12 protein-coding genes are annotated in these 14,867 nt (G+C 71.8%); 6 read left to right on the top strand and 6 right to left on the bottom strand.

Annotated elements, in window-relative coordinates; all coding sequences use genetic code 11:
• Positions 1-3: 3 nt before the first annotated feature.
• Both speB and FB157_RS09960 read right to left on the bottom strand, forming a co-directional pair.
• Entirely contained in the window at positions 4-975 is a 972-nt protein-coding gene (gene speB, locus FB157_RS09965; protein ID WP_067131203.1) for an agmatinase, read from the bottom strand.
• Positions 976-1,031: 56 nt separating this feature from the next.
• Positions 1,032-2,492: a sodium:solute symporter gene (locus tag FB157_RS09960; protein WP_145878092.1), complete on the bottom strand. Its 1,461-nt coding sequence runs from the start codon at positions 2,490-2,492 to the stop codon at positions 1,032-1,034.
• 195 nt (positions 2,493-2,687) lie between these two features.
• Between FB157_RS09960 and FB157_RS09955 the strand changes: the two genes are divergently transcribed.
• A complete protein-coding gene (locus FB157_RS09955; protein WP_145878090.1) occupies positions 2,688-4,460 on the top strand; it encodes a PucR family transcriptional regulator in 1,773 nt (590 codons plus the stop codon).
• A gap of 67 nt (positions 4,461-4,527) precedes the next feature.
• A complete protein-coding gene (locus tag FB157_RS09950; protein ID WP_145878088.1) occupies positions 4,528-5,316 on the top strand; it encodes a phosphatase in 789 nt (262 codons plus the stop codon).
• Positions 5,317-5,389: 73 nt separating this feature from the next.
• Here FB157_RS09950 and FB157_RS47210 read toward each other — a convergent pair whose 3' ends face one another.
• The 4 genes from FB157_RS47210 to FB157_RS09930 form a co-directional block, all read right to left on the bottom strand.
• Positions 5,390-5,746: a hypothetical protein gene (locus tag FB157_RS47210; RefSeq protein ID WP_186581435.1), complete on the bottom strand. Its 357-nt coding sequence runs from the start codon at positions 5,744-5,746 to the stop codon at positions 5,390-5,392.
• A 428-nt stretch (positions 5,747-6,174) separates the two neighbouring features.
• Positions 6,175-7,041, bottom strand: a complete 867-nt coding sequence (gene tesB / locus FB157_RS09940; RefSeq protein ID WP_145878087.1) for an acyl-CoA thioesterase II — start codon at positions 7,039-7,041, stop codon at positions 6,175-6,177.
• 35 nt (positions 7,042-7,076) lie between these two features.
• Entirely contained in the window at positions 7,077-8,234 is a 1,158-nt protein-coding gene (locus FB157_RS09935) for an acyl-CoA dehydrogenase family protein (protein ID WP_145878085.1), read from the bottom strand.
• 191 nt (positions 8,235-8,425) lie between these two features.
• Positions 8,426-9,025, bottom strand: a complete 600-nt coding sequence (locus FB157_RS09930; protein ID WP_145878084.1) for a TetR/AcrR family transcriptional regulator — start codon at positions 9,023-9,025, stop codon at positions 8,426-8,428.
• Positions 9,026-9,122: 97 nt separating this feature from the next.
• On the opposite strand from FB157_RS09930, the gene FB157_RS09925 reads away from it, so the two are divergent.
• From FB157_RS09925 to FB157_RS09910, 4 genes are read left to right on the top strand one after another with little or no spacing between them, the layout of a single operon-like run.
• Entirely contained in the window at positions 9,123-10,739 is a 1,617-nt protein-coding gene (locus FB157_RS09925) for a carboxyl transferase domain-containing protein (RefSeq protein WP_145878082.1), read from the top strand.
• Between the two features lie 11 nt (positions 10,740-10,750).
• Positions 10,751-12,691 carry an acetyl/propionyl/methylcrotonyl-CoA carboxylase subunit alpha gene (locus FB157_RS09920; RefSeq protein WP_145878080.1) on the top strand — a complete coding sequence of 647 codons (1,941 nt, stop codon included), beginning with the start codon at positions 10,751-10,753 and terminating at the stop codon, positions 12,689-12,691.
• Complete coding sequence (locus tag FB157_RS09915) at positions 12,688-13,629, top strand: hydroxymethylglutaryl-CoA lyase (protein ID WP_145878078.1); 942 nt, start codon at positions 12,688-12,690, stop codon at positions 13,627-13,629. The genes FB157_RS09920 and FB157_RS09915 overlap by 4 nt, the downstream gene beginning before the upstream one ends.
• A gap of 5 nt (positions 13,630-13,634) precedes the next feature.
• The gene (locus FB157_RS09910) at positions 13,635-14,795 is read left to right on the top strand and encodes an acyl-CoA dehydrogenase family protein (protein ID WP_145878651.1); all 1,161 of its coding nucleotides are present in this window, start codon (positions 13,635-13,637) and stop codon (positions 14,793-14,795) included.
• The last annotated feature ends 72 nt before the right edge of the window (positions 14,796-14,867 follow it).

Raw genomic sequence — 14,867 nt, 5'->3', positions numbered from 1 at the left:
CGCTTACGCGTCCTTCCGCGCCGCCGCGATCTGGCGGCTCATGATGGTGGTCAGTTCGTACGCCGTGTGGGAGGCCGCCACCGACGTGATCTCCGCGTGGTCGTACGCGGGGGCCACCTCGACGACGTCCGCCGAGACCAGGTTGCACGACGCCAGCCCGCGCAGGATCTCCAGCAGCTCGCGGGAGGTCATGCCGCCCGCCTCCGGGGTGCCGGTGCCGGGCGCGTGGGCCGGGTCCAGGCAGTCGATGTCGATGGAGATGTACAGCGGGCGGTCGCCGATGCGCTGGCGCAGCTGGTCGGCGACCTCGTCGGCGCCGCGGCGGTAGATGTCCGCGGAGGTGACGATGCCGAAGCCCATCTTCTCGTCGTCGGTCAGGTCCTGCTTGCCGTACAGCGGGCCGCGGGTGCCGACGTGGGAGAGCGCCTCGGTGTCGAGGATGCCCTCCTCCACCGCGCGGCGGAACGGGGTGCCGTGGGTGTACTCGGCGCCGAAGTAGGTGTCCCAGGTGTCCAGGTGCGCGTCGAAGTGGAGCAGGGCCACCGGGCCGTGCTTCTTCGCGACCGAGCGGAGCAGCGGCAGGGCGATGGTGTGGTCGCCGCCCAGGGTCATCAGGCGGGCGCCGGTGCCGAGCAGCTCGTCGGCCGCGGCCTCGATGGTGTCGACGGCCTCATTGATGTTGAACGGGTTGACGGCGATGTCGCCGCCGTCCGCGACCTGGGCGAGAGCGAAGGGGGAGGCGTCCTGCGCCGGGTTGTACGGGCGCAGCAGCCGGGACGCCTCGCGGATGGCGTTGCCGCCGAAGCGGGCGCCCGGCCGGTACGAGACGCCGGAGTCGAACGGCACGCCCACGACGGCGACGTCGGCGGTGCCGACCTCGTCGAGGCGGGGCAGCCGGGCGAAGGTCGCGGGTCCGGCGTACCGCGGGATGCGGGAGGAGTCGACGGGGCCGCGGGGCGTCTCGTTGCTGCTCATAGTGAAATGCCTTCCTTCTTGCGCTTTGTCGCGCATGTACTGCTTTCCATATGACTCTACTGGTGAGCCGGGACCGGTTCGGACGCGAGTTCGGCAGATCGTCCGGCCAGGCGCTCGCGCCAGGTGGTCAGGACGGCCTCGTCGGTGGGCCTGGTCACCAGGGAGACGGCGACGTAGGCGGCGAGGGAGGCGAGCAGGCCGTAGTAGACGGGCTCGTTGGCGAGGATGCCGTAGCCCGCCATCAGGCCGATCACGGCGAGGCCGCCGACGGTCACGGAGGCCAGCGCCCCCTGCACGGTGCCGCGCTTCCACAGCAGGCCGCCGAGGATCGGGACGAGCAGTCCGCCGACCAGGAGGTTGTAGGCGACCGTCAGGGCCTCGACGACGTTGTTGAGCGCGATCGCGGTGCCGATCACCGCGACACCCATGACCAGGATGAAGACGCGGTTGCCCTTGACCTCGTCGTGCGCTTCGCCGTCAGGGCGCACCGCGCCGCGCAGCCGGGACCAGATGTCGTTGTTGGCGACCGTGGCGCAGGCGATCAGGGCGCCGGAGGACGTGGACATCACGGCGGCGAGGGCGGCGGCCAGCACCAGGCCGCGCACGCCCACGGGCAGCTCGTCCTTGACGATGGTCGCGAAGGCGTCGTCGGGGCTGCCGAGCTTGGGGTAGAGGACCTTGGCGGCCGTACCGATGACGGCGCCGGCGAGGGCGTAGGCCAGACAGTAGGTCCCGGCCACCGTGCCGCCCCACTTCGCGGTCCTGTCGCCGCGGGCGGTGAACACGCGCTGCCAGATGTCCTGGCCGATCAGCATGCCGAAGGTGTAGATCAGCACGTACGTGAAGATCGTCTCGCCGCCGATGCCCAGCGGGTCGAAGTACGACGTGGGCAGCTTGGCCTTCATCTCGGAGAAGCCGCCGGCCTTGACCACCGCGATGGGCAGGAGCAGGAGCAGCACACCGACGGTCTTGACGACGAACTGCACCATGTCGGTCAGCGTGATGGACCACATGCCGCCGAGCGTCGAGTACGCGACGACGATCGAGCCGCCGAGAACGATCGCGACCGTGCGGTTCATGTCGAAGAGCACGTCGAAGATGGTGGCGTAGGCGATGGTCGAGGTGACGGCGAGCATCAGGGTGTACGCCCACATGACCACGCCGGAGATGACACCGGCGCGGCCGCCGTAGCGCAGGTCCAGCATCTCGGAGACGGTGTAGACCTTCAGGCGGGCGATGCGGGCGGAGAAGAAGACCGACAGGGCCAGCAGGCCGAGGCCGATGGTGAAGACCATCCAGGCGCCGGAGAGGCCGTACTGGTAGCCGAGGCCGACGCCGCCGATGGTGGACGCGCCGCCGAGGACGATCGCGGCCATGGTGCCGGAGTACATGGCGGGCCCGAGGCGGCGCCCGGCCACCAGGAACTCGCTCTTGGACTTGGCGCGGCGCATGCCCCACCAGCCCATGGCCAGCATGCCGGCCAAGTAGAGAACGATCACTGTGTAGTCAACGGCCATGTGGGGCCCTCCTTCGCGCACTGTCGGTGGCGTGTCGTGCAGATACATGGGGGGTGGAGGTGCAGGCAGCGGATCGCGGGGACATCCGCCCGTACCCGCGGCTGCCGTGCTGACTTGACACTAGGTGGCCGGAAAGAGACTGCGAAGTGTACGTTTCATCCATACGAACGGGGTGGGGTGGAGGGAATGCACACCATGCCGGAGTCGATCACCCCAGCCGTCCCACCGACCCCACCGGTACCGCTCTCGGCCCTGCTGGCCCGCGAGGATCTCGCGCTGCGCCAGATCGCGGGGCCCTCGGACCGGGACACCGTGATCCACTGGGCGCACACCTCGGAGATGGCCGACCCGTACCCCTATCTGCTCGGCGGCGAGCTGCTGCTCACGGCCGGGGTGCACGTCCCGGAGGCGGCGGCACCGGCCGAGGGTCCCCCCTCCTCGGGCGAAGCCCAGAACCTGGCGGACTACTTCGACGGCTACGTCTCGCGGATCGTGGCCGCGGGCGGGGCGGCCCTCGGCTTCGGTCTGGCGCCCGTGCACGACACGGTCCCGCGCGCCCTGGTCGCCGCCTGTGACGCCTACGGCCTGCCGCTCCTGGAGGTCCCGCCGCAGACGACCTTCTCGGGTGTGGCCCGCGCGGTCTGGCAGCTGATGGCACAGGCCCGCCTCGCCGAGCTGCGCCGGGTCACCGAGGCCCAGCAGAGCCTCGCGGCCGCCGCCTCCCGCCCCGATCCGGTGCCCTCGGTCCTGCGCCAGCTGGCCGGCCGCCTGCACGGCCACGCGATCCTCTACGGCCCCGACGGCACCGAGATCGCGGCGGCGGGCCGGGAGCCGGCGCAGGGCGCCCGCGAGGCGCTGGCGGCACTGGCCGGGGTGGTGCGCCCGCCGAGTACCCGCGAGCCGGTACAGCCCCCCGGGGCGGCCGCGGGTCCGGCGGGCACCGGCACCGGTGGCCCCGCCGCCGAAGGCACGGCCGGCCCGGCGGGCGGCGGCGCCGGCAGGCAGGCCGGCCGCCGTACGAGCGGCGGGGCGGATGCCGAGGCACCCATGGGCTCCCGCCCGCCGGCGGGCCGGCACCCCTTCGACCGCGTCACCGCCTCGCCGTCGGCCACCGACCCGGCAACGGCCCGGCCGGCCACGGCCGGCGCCACCCGCCCGGTCCCCACCTCCGCCACCGACACCCACGGCGACCTCCACCTCGCCGCCTACGCGCTCGGCGCCGGGGAGGGGTTCGTGCTCGGTGTGGCCGGTTCGCGCCGGGAACCCGGGGACCACACCATCGCCTCCGTAGCCTCCGTGCTGCTCTCCCTGCTCACCGGCGAGCACCACAGCGGTGCCGGTGCCGCCCGGTCCTCCGCGCTCGTACGGCTGTTGCTCGGTTCGGCGCCGGAGGAGGTGGCGCCGCTCGTGGGAGAAGGGCGGTGGGTCGTCGTGCACGCCCGGCCGGAGGCCCAGGCGCCGGATGCCGTGGCCGCCTCCGCGCTGGGCGCCGCGCTGGGGTCGCCGCTGGTCGACCTCGCGCGGGACGTCGTACGGGTGCTGGTGCCCGCCGAGCGCGAGCCGGTCCCGCAGCCCGGCTGGACCCTCGGGGTCAGCGCGGCCGTCGGCCCGCGGGAGTGGCCGGCCGCCGACACCCAGGCGGCCCGCGCCCTGGCCCGCGCCCGCGCCACCCGCAGCCCGCTGGTCCGGCACGGCGCCCGGCCGGGCCTGGAGGACCTGGTGCCCCGGGCGGACGCCGAGGCCCACGCCCGGGCGCTGCTCGCCCCGCTCGCCGCACAGCCCGCGCTCGCCGAGACCCTGCGCTCGTGGCTGTCCCTGCACGGCAGTTGGGACCGCACGGCGGTGGCGCTGGACGTGCACCGCAACACCGTGCGGCAGCGGATCTCCCGGTGCGCGGCCCTGCTGGAGGCGGACCTGGACGACCCGGACGTACGGATGGAGCTGTGGTTCGCGCTGCGCCAGGGGTGAGTGAGCCACGTCCCAGGGTGCGGCATGCCGAGGACGTGCCCCGTCCGCTGCCCTCACAATGGGAGGCATGCCGATATCCGGGACACCCAGCCGCGCCCAGCTCGTCGACCACCTGGTGAGGACCCGTATCGCGGGGGACGTCGCCACACCCCGCGAGAACAACCTCTCCCACTACCGCAAGCTGGCCAACGGCGACCGCCACTACTGGTTCGGTCTGGAGCTGGGCGAGCGGTGGTCGGACGAGCAGGACGTGCTCGCGGTCATGGCCGAACGGGTGGGTGTCAACGACGATCCCGAATACCGGTACGGGCAGGACACCATCGACCCCGAGCTGACCCTGGACGCGCTGGAGCGCCTCGCGCTCCGGCTGCGCAAGGCGGCCGACGGGCAGCAGCGGGTGCTGTTCGCGACCGGCCACCCGGGCGGTCTGCTGGACGTGCACCGGGCCACGGCCGCCGCGCTGCGTGCCGCCGGCTGCGAGATCGTGGTCATCCCGGACGGGCTGCAGACGGACGAGGGGTACGTCATGCAGTTCGCGGACGTGGCCGTCCTGGAGCACGGCGCGACGCTGTGGCACACCCACTCCGGTGAGCCGATGCGGGCCGTCCTGACCGGACTTGAGCGCGCGGGGCGTCCGCTGCCGGACCTGGTGGTCGCCGACCACGGCTGGGCCGGGTACGCCGGACAGCACGGCGTCGACTCCGTGGGGTACGCCGACTGCAACGACCCCGCGCTGTTCCTCGCCGAGTCAGAGGGCACCGTCCAGGTGGCGGTGCCGCTCGACGACCATGTGGTGAGCCCGCGCCACTACGACCCGATGACGGCGTATCTGCTGGCGGAGGCCGGCCTGGCATAAGGCGCCGCCGGCGCCCCCGCACACGAGGTGCGGCCCTGTCGGCAGGGCCGCACCTCACTCTCAGCTCGTCGGATCAGTAGCCTCCTCCCCCGCCGCCGCCGTAGCCTCCGCCACCGCCGTGGTCACCGCCACCGTTGCCACCGTGGTCACCGCCACCGTTGCCACCGTGGTCACCGCCGCCGTAGCCGCCGTTGTCACCGCCGTAGCCGCCGTGGTCACCGCCGTTGTCGTAGCCGCCGTGGTCTCCGCCGTAGCCGCCGTCGTCGTCGCCCCACCAGCCGTGATCGTCACAGTTGCTGCTGTAGGAACCGTGGTCGTCGTGGGACGAGCCCGCGAAGGCTGTGCCCGCCGTGCCGATGGCGGCTCCGCCGGCCAGCAGCACCCCGGCTGCGGACATCGCGACAAGACGCCTCGTGCGCTGTGATCGCATGGGATATACCTTCCATCTCCATCGTCTCCCGCGGCTCCCGGAGAGGGGGCGCGAGGTGATGGCCGACGCCGCGACCAGGGGGAAGATGCGGCGCGGTCTTCAGATGTCGCCGCAGCGTGTTGAGCGGCACGGTGTATGCCAACGATGTCGACACCTGCTGCCACCGGTGCGTGGTCGCACCATCGGGCTCCGCGGCTGAGGCCCGTCGGGTGCGGGGCCTCGTCGACCGGGCAAGCCGTGCGCTGCGGCTTTCACCCAAAAAGCCTAGTACCCCATGCACCACTCGTCACTTCGAGCGACCATCTGTTTCCCGGGCCCCGGGAGGGACCCCGGACGCACCCGTCCCCCGGCCGGGCACGCGGTCCGCGTCCGGATCCTCAACTCCGCTGCGTGCCACATGCGTTCAGCCTTAAACAGCTGCGTTCGGGTCACCGCGGGACGCGGACCACGCCCTCCTGGATGACGGAGATGGCGAGCTGTCCGTCCTGGGTGTAGATGCGGGCCTGGCCGAGGCCGCGGCCGCCGTGCGCGGACGGCGATTCCTGGTCGTACAGCAGCCATTCGTCGGCCCGGAAGGGCCGGTGGAACCACATCGCGTGGTCCAGGGACGCCCCGACGACGTCCCCGACGGCCCAGCCGCCGCGCCCGTGCGCGAGCAGCACCGCGTCCAGGAGGGTCATGTCGGAGACGTAGGTGGCGAGGACGACATGGAGCAGGGGGTCGTCGTCGAGCTTGCCGTTGGCCCGGAACCACACCTGGCTGTGCGGCTCGCGCGGCTCGCCGAACTTCCCGTACGGCGGCTCGTCCACGTAGCGCAGGTCGATGGCCTCGCGGGCCTCGATGAACTTCTCCACGACCGCCGGGTCCAGGTGGTCGTAGCCGCGCAGCCGCTCCTGGGAGGTGGGCAGGGTCTCCGGGTCCGGGGCGGGCGGCATGGGGGCCTGGTGGTCGAGGCCCTCCTCGTGCGTCTGGAAGGACGCCGAGAGGTGGAAGATCGGCTTGCCGTGCTGGACGGCCACCACGCGGCGGGTCGTGAACGACCGGCCGTCGCGAATGCGGTCGACGCTGTAGACGATCGGCGCGCCGGGGTCTCCCGGGCGCAGGAAGTACGCGTGCAGGGAGTGGGCGAGCCGGTCGGCGGGGACCGTCCGCCCGGCGGCGACCAGCGCCTGCGCCGCGACCTGCCCGCCGAAGACGCGCGGGACGACGGCGGAGCGGGACCGGCCGCGGAAGATGTCCTCCTCGAGCTGCTCGATGTCGAGCAGCTCGAGGAGGTTCTGGAGTGCCTGGCTCATGGCGTTAGTTGTACCGGCCAGTGATTGCGGTGACCTTACAGACCCATGTCCTTGGCGATGATCGTCTTCATGATCTCGCTGGTACCGCCGTAGATGCGGTTGACGCGGTTGTCCGCGTACAGGCGGGCGATCGGGTACTCGTTCATGAAGCCGTAGCCGCCGTGCAGCTGGAGGCAGCGGTCGATGACGCGGTGGGCGACCTCGGTGCAGAAGAGCTTCGCGGAAGCGGCCTCGGCCGGGGTCAGCTCACCGGCGTCCAGGGCCTCCGTGGCGCGGTCGGCGACGGCCTCGGCGGCGTCCACCTCGGCCTGGCAGGCGGCCAGCTCGAACTTGGTGTTCTGGAAGGCGGCGACGGGCTGGCCGAAGACGACGCGGTCCTGGACGTACTGCTTGGCGAACCGGACGGCGGCCTTGGCCTGCGCGTAGGCGCCGAAGGCGATGCCCCAGCGCTCGGAGGCGAGGTTGTGGCCGAGGTAGTAGAAGCCCTTGTTCTCCTCGCCGAGGAGGTCCTCGACGGGGACCTTGACGTCGACGAACGCCAGCTCGGCGGTGTCGGAGGTCTTCAGGCCCAGCTTGTCGAGCTTGCGGCCGACCGAGTAGCCCTCGGCCTTGGTGTCCACGACGAAGAGGGAGATGCCGTGACGGCGGTCCTCGGCGGTGGGCGCGGCGGTGCGGGCGCAGACGATCATGCGGTCGGCGTGCACGCCACCGGTGATGAAGGTCTTGGCGCCGTTGAGGACGTAGTGGGTGCCGTCCTCGGAGAGCTTGGCGGTGGTCTTCATGCCCGCGAGGTCGGAGCCGGTGCCCGGCTCGGTCATCGCGATGGCCCACATCTCCTCGCCGGAGACGAACTTGGGCAGGTAGCGCTTCTTCTGCTCGTCGCTGGCGAGCAGCTTGATGTAGGGCAGACCGAGCAGCACGTGCACGCCGGAGCCGCCGAAGGAGATACCCGCGCGGGCGGTCTCCTCGTAGATGACGGCCTCGAACTTGTACGAGTCGATGCCCGCGCCGCCGAACTCCTCGTCGACCCGGATACCGAAGACGCCCAGCTCGGCGAGCTTGTAGTAGAAGTCGCGCGGGGCCTGGCCGGCGGCGAACCAGTCGTCGTAGACGGGCACGACCTCGGCCTCGATGAAGGCGCGGATGGTCTCCCGGAACGCCTCGTGATCCTCGTTGAACACCGTACGGCGCACGCCGCCACCTCCACGTACCTCGGCATGTCTAAGCGCTTGCTCAGAATCGAGCGTACCGGTGAGTAGGCAGCAGGGTCCAGGGTTCGCCGGGGGTAACGCTCGTCACTCCAGCGCGCCGGTGATCGATGCGCCCACGTTCCCGCCGACCGCACAGATCCCGCATCACGGCACGGGAATGTCCGCTCGCCGGCTCAGTCGGAGCCCGCCGCCGCGAACGCGCCCCGCGCCATCCGGTGCAGCAGCTCCGCGGTGGCACCGCGGCCGGGCAGGGTGCCGGCGCGGCCGAGGTGGGGGGTCGAGTTCAGCAGGCCGAAGACCGAGTGGACCGCCGAGCGGGCCATGGGCTCGGTCAGGGCGGGGTAGACCTCGCGGACCACCTCGACCCACAGCTCCACGTACTGCCGCTGCAGCTGCCGCACCAGCTTGCGGTCGCTGTCGCGCAGGCGGTCCAGCTCACGGTCGTGCAGGGTGATCAGCGGACGGTCGTCCAGGGCGAAGTCGATGTGGCCCTCGATCAGCGAGTCCAGGACGGCGGCGGGGCCGGTGTCCCCGTCGGACTCCGCCAGGCGCCGCTTCGCCCCGGTGAGCAGCTGGCCGCTGATGCCCACCAGCAGCTCCGCGAGCATCGCGTCCTTGCCCGGGAAGTGCCGGTACAGACCGGGGCCGCTGATGCCGACCGCGGCGCCTATCTCGTCGACGCCGACACCGTGGAAGCCGCGCTCGGCGAAGAGCCGGGCGGCCTCCTTGAGGATCTGCTCGCGACGGGTGGGGGCGTCGGTTCTGGTGACCATGCAAGCAATTCTAGACAGCGAGGTTAGCGGTCGTTAACCTGGAGGAAATGGTTAACGCTCATTAACCAGTAGGACCACTGGGTGAGGGGACCGCAGGATGCAGGAGGCACCGGAGCTGACGAGCGCGGCAGATCCCGCGTCGGAGGCCTGGCGGGCCAATGAACAAGGCCATCTCGCACTCGTCGACGAGCTGCGCGCCAAGCTGGCCGCCGCGGCTCTCGGCGGCGGCGAGAAGGCCCGCGCCCGGCACACCGCGCGCGGCAAGCTGCTGCCGAGGGACCGGGTGGACGCACTGCTCGACCCCGGGTCGCCCTTCCTGGAGCTGGCCCCCCTGGCGGCCGACGGGATGTACGACGGGCAGGCACCGGCGGCCGGCGTGATCGCCGGGATCGGGCGGGTCAGCGGACGCGAGTGCGTGATCGTCGCCAACGACGCCACCGTCAAGGGCGGCACGTACTACCCGATGACGGTGAAGAAGCACCTGCGGGCGCAGGAGGTCGCCCTGGAGAACCGGCTGCCCTGCCTCTACCTGGTCGACTCCGGGGGCGCCTTCCTGCCCATGCAGGACGAGGTCTTCCCCGACCGGGAGCACTTCGGGCGGATCTTCTACAACCAGGCGCGGATGTCCGGCGCCGGGATCCCGCAGATCGCGGCGGTCCTCGGCTCGTGCACGGCCGGCGGCGCGTACGTCCCGGCCATGAGCGACGAGGCCGTGATCGTCCGCAACCAGGGCACGATCTTCCTGGGCGGCCCGCCGCTGGTGAAGGCGGCCACCGGCGAGGTCGTCACCGCGGAGGAGCTGGGCGGCGGCGAGGTCCACTCCCGGATCTCCGGCGTCACCGACCACCTCGCCGAGGACGACGCGCACGCCCTGCGCATCGTGCGCAACATCGTCGCCACCCTGCCCGCCCGGCAGTCCCTCCCCTGGGAGGTCACGCCGGTCGCGGAGCCCAAGGTGGACCCGTACGGGCTCTACGGCGCGGTCCCGGTGGACTCCCGCACCCCCTACGACGTGCGCGAGATCATCGCGCGCGTGGTCGACGGCTCCCGCTTCGCGGAGTTCAAGGCCGAGTTCGGGCAGACTCTGATCACCGGCTTCGCCCGGATCCACGGACACCCGGTCGGCATCGTCGCCAACAACGGCATCCTGTTCTCGGAGTCCGCCCAGAAGGGCGCGCACTTCATCGAGCTGTGCGACCAGCGCGGCATCCCGCTGGTGTTCCTGCAGAACATCTCCGGCTTCATGGTCGGCAGGGACTACGAGGCGGGTGGCATCGCCAAGCACGGCGCCAAGATGGTGACGGCCGTGGCGTGCACCAGGGTCCCCAAGCTGACCGTCGTGGTCGGCGGCTCGTACGGCGCGGGCAACTACTCGATGTGCGGCCGGGCCTACTCCCCCCGCTTCCTGTGGATGTGGCCCAACGCCAAGATCTCCGTGATGGGCGGCGAGCAGGCCGCCTCCGTCCTCGCCACCGTCAAGCGCGACCAGCTGGAGGCGCGCGGCGAGGACTGGCCGGCCGAGGACGAAGAGAGCTTCAAGGCGCCGATCCGGCAGCAGTACGAGCGCCAGGGCAACGCCTACTACGCCACCGCCCGCCTCTGGGACGACGGCGTGATCGACCCGCTGGAGACCCGTCAGGTGCTGGGACTCGCCCTGACGGCCTGCGCCAACGCGCCCCTGGGTGAACCCCAGTTCGGCGTCTTCCGGATGTGAGGAGGGGAACCGTGTTCGACACAGTGCTGGTGGCCAACCGGGGCGAGATCGCCGTACGCGTCATCCGTACGCTCCGCTCGCTGGGCGTGCGCTCGGTGGCGGTCTTCTCCGACGCCGACGCGGACGCGCGGCATGTGCGGGAGGCCGACACGGCGGTACGGATCGGTCCGGCGCCCGCGGCCGAGAGCTATCTGTCGGTGGAGCGGCTGCTGGAGGCCGCCGCCCGCACCGGCGCCCAGGCCGTCCACCCCGGGTACGGCTTCCTCGCCGAGAACGCGGGCTTCGCGCGCGCGTGCGAGGAGGCCGGGCTGGTCTTCATCGGCCCGTCCGCGGACGCGATCGCCCTGATGGGCGACAAGATCCGGGCCAAGGAGACGGTGAAGGCGGCCGGGGTGCCGGTCGTGCCGGGTTCCAGCGGCAGCGGGCTCTCCGACGCCCAGCTGGCCGACGCGGCCCGGGAGATCGGGACCCCCGTGCTGCTCAAGCCCTCGGCGGGCGGCGGCGGCAAGGGCATGCGCCTGGTGCGGGACGTGACCGTGCTGGAGGAGGAGATCGCGGCCGCCCGCCGCGAGGCCCGCGCCTCCTTCGGCGACGACACGCTCCTGGTGGAGCGGTGGGTCGACCGTCCCCGGCACATCGAGATCCAGGTGCTGGCGGACGGCCACGGGAACGTGGTCCACCTCGGTGAGCGCGAGTGCTCGCTGCAGCGCCGGCACCAGAAGATCATCGAGGAGGCGCCGAGCGTGCTCCTCGACGAGGAGACCCGGGCCGCGATGGGTGAGGCCGCCGTCCAGGCGGCGCGCTCGTGCGGGTACCGGGGCGCGGGCACGGTGGAGTTCATCGTGCCGGGCGGCGACCCGTCCTCGTACTACTTCATGGAGATGAACACCCGTCTCCAGGTGGAGCACCCGGTCACGGAGCTGATCACGGGACTCGACCTGGTCGAGTGGCAGCTGCGGGTGGCGGCCGGGGAGCGGCTGGGCTTCGCGCAGGAGGACGTCCGGCTCACCGGGCACGCGGTCGAGGCCCGGATCTGCGCCGAGGACCCCGCGCGCGGGTTCCTCCCGTCCGGCGGCACGGTGCTGCTGCTGAACGAGCCGCAGGGCGACGGCCTGCGCACGGACTCCGGGCTCAGCGAGGGCACCGAGGTGGGCAGCCTGTACGACCCGATGCTGTCCAAGGTCATCGCGTACGGCCCCGACCGGGAGACGGCGCTGCGCAAGCTCAGGGCCGCCCTCGCCGGGACCGTGACGCTGGGCGTGCAGACCAACGCGGGCTTCCTGCGGCGGCTGCTGGCCCATCCGGCCGTGGTGTCGGGCGAGCTGGACACCGGTCTGGTCGAGCGGGTGGTGGACGAGCTGGTCGCCACGGACGTCCCCGAGGAGGTGTACGAGGCGGCGGCGGCCGTACGGCTGGCGGAGCTGCTGCCTGACTCCGCGGGCTGGACCGACCCCTTCTCGGTGCCGAGCGGCTGGCGCCTGGGCGGGACGCCGAAGCGGCCCGCGTTCGACCTGCGGGTGACCGACCCGGTCAGGTACGCCCCGCGCGGCGCCCACACCGTCACCGACGACCGGGTGTCCGTCACCCTCGACGGCGTCCGGCACTCCTTCCGCCGGGCCGGTGACTGGATCGGCCGGGACGGCGACGCCTGGCAGGTGCGCGACCACGACCCGGTGGCCGCCTCCCTCACCGGAGCCGCGCACGCGGGCGCCGACTCACTGACCGCGCCGATGCCCGGCACGGTGACCGTGGTGAAGGTGGCCGTCGGTGACGAAGTGGCCGCGGGACAGAGCCTGCTGGTGGTCGAGGCGATGAAGATGGAGCACGTCATCTCCGCCCCGCACGCCGGCACGGTCGCCGAGCTGGACGTGACCCCGGGAGCGACGGTCGCCATGGACCAGGTACTCGCCGTGATCGCACCGCACGACAAGGAAGGCGCGGTGGCGAAATGAGCGCCGACGGACTGCCCATGGTCGTACCGGCCCAGGACCTGCCCCAGCGGGTGCGGATCCACGAGGTCGGCGCGCGGGACGGGCTGCAGAACGAGAAGATGACCGTGCCGACGGAGATCAAGGCGGAGTTCATCCGCCGGCTCGCCGACTCGGGTCTGACCACCATCGAGGCGACGAGCTTCGTGCACCCCAAGTGGGTGCCCCAGCTCGCCGACGCCGAGCAGCTGTACCCGCTGATCGGCGACCTCGGTGCCGAACTCCCCGTGCTGGTGCCCAACCAGCGCGGCCTGGACCGGGCGCTGGCGCTCGGCGCGCGCCGGATCGCGGTGTTCGCCAGCGCCACGGAGTCCTTCGCGAAGGCCAACCTCAACCGGACCGTGGACGAGTCGCTGGCCGTCTTCGACCCGGTCGTGCGGCAGGCGAAGGACGCCGGCGGGCACGTGCGCGGCTACGTGTCCATGTGCTTCGGCGACCCCTGGGAGGGTGCGGTCCCGCTCCACCAGGTGGCCCGCGTCTGCAAGGCGCTGATGGACATGGGCTGCGACGAGCTGAGTCTCGGGGACACCATCGGGGTCGCCACCCCGGGCCACGTCCTCGAACTCCTCTCCCTGCTCAACGAGGAGGGCGTGCCGGCCGACGTCATCGGCGTGCACTTCCACGACACCTACGGCCAGGCACTGGCCAACACCTACGCGGCACTGGAACACGGGGTCACGACCATCGACGCCTCCGCCGGAGGTCTCGGCGGCTGCCCCTACGCCAAGTCCGCGACCGGCAACCTCGCCACCGAAGACCTCGTGTGGATGCTGCAGGGCCTCGGCATCGACACCGGAGTCGACCTCGGCCGCCTCGTCGCCACCAGCGTCTGGATGGCCGCCCACCTGGGCCGACCCAGCCCGTCCCGCACCGTCCGAGCCCTGTCCCACAAGGAGCAGTGATCACTGTGGACCACCGCCTCTCCCCCGAGCTCGAGGAACTCCGCCGTACGGTGGAGGAGTTCGCACACGATGTCGTGGCGCCGAAGATCGGCGACTTCTACGAGCGGCACGAGTTCCCGTACGAGATCGTCCGCGAGATGGGCCGCATGGGCCTGTTCGGGCTGCCGTTCCCCGAGGAGTACGGCGGCATGGGCGGCGACTACCTGGCCCTCGGCATCGCCCTCGAGGAACTGGCCCGGGTCGACTCGTCCGTGGCCATCACCCTGGAGGCCGGTGTCTCGCTGGGCGCCATGCCGCTGCACCTGTTCGGCACCGAGGAGCAGAAGCGCGAGTGGCTCCCCCGTCTGTGCGCGGGCGAGATCCTGGGCGCGTTCGGCCTGACGGAGCCGGACGGCGGCTCGGACGCCGGGGCCACCCGCACCACGGCCCGCCTGGACCCGGACACCAACGAGTGGGTGATCAACGGCACGAAGTGCTTCATCACCAACTCGGGCACGGACATCACGGGGTTGGTGACCGTCACGGCGGTCACCGGCCGCAAGCCGGACGGCAGGCCGCAGATCTCGGCGATCATCGTCCCGTCGGGCACCCCCGGCTTCACGGTCGCCGCCCCCTACTCGAAGGTCGGCTGGAACGCCTCCGACACCCGCGAACTGTCCTTCCAGGACGTCCGGGTGCCCGCCGCCAACCTGCTCGGCGAGGAGGGCCGGGGCTACGCCCAGTTCCTGCGCATCCTCGACGAGGGCCGGATCGCCATCGCGGCCCTGGCGACGGGTCTGGCCCAGGGTTGTGTCGACGAGTCGGTCAAGTACGCCAAGGAGCGGCACGCGTTCGGGCGGCCCATCGGCGCCAACCAGGCCATCCAGTTCAAGATCGCGGACATGGAGATGAAGGCCCACACGGCCCGCCTCGCCTGGCGCGACGCGGCCAGCCGCCTGGTGGCGGGCGAACCCTTCAAGAAGGAGGCGGCCCTGGCCAAGCTGTACTCCTCCACGGTCGCCGTGGACAACGCCCGCGAGGCCACCCAGGTCCACGGCGGCTACGGCTTCATGAACGAGTATCCGGTGGCCCGTATGTGGCGCGACTCCAAGATCCTGGAGATCGGCGAGGGCACCAGCGAGGTCCAGCGCATGCTGATCGCACGGGAGTTGGGGCTGGTGGGCTGAGGTAGCTCCGCTCTTGCGGAGCAATCGACTGCCCCGAGGACGGTAGCGGCCCGCCCATTGCTCCGGGGATGG

Source organism: Streptomyces sp. BK340, assembly GCF_007827595.1.
In the GTDB taxonomy this organism is placed as follows: Bacteria; Actinomycetota; Actinomycetes; order Streptomycetales; family Streptomycetaceae; genus Streptomyces.
Note: the sequence above shows the minus strand (reverse complement) of the source record. Positions and strands in the feature narration are given on the sequence as shown.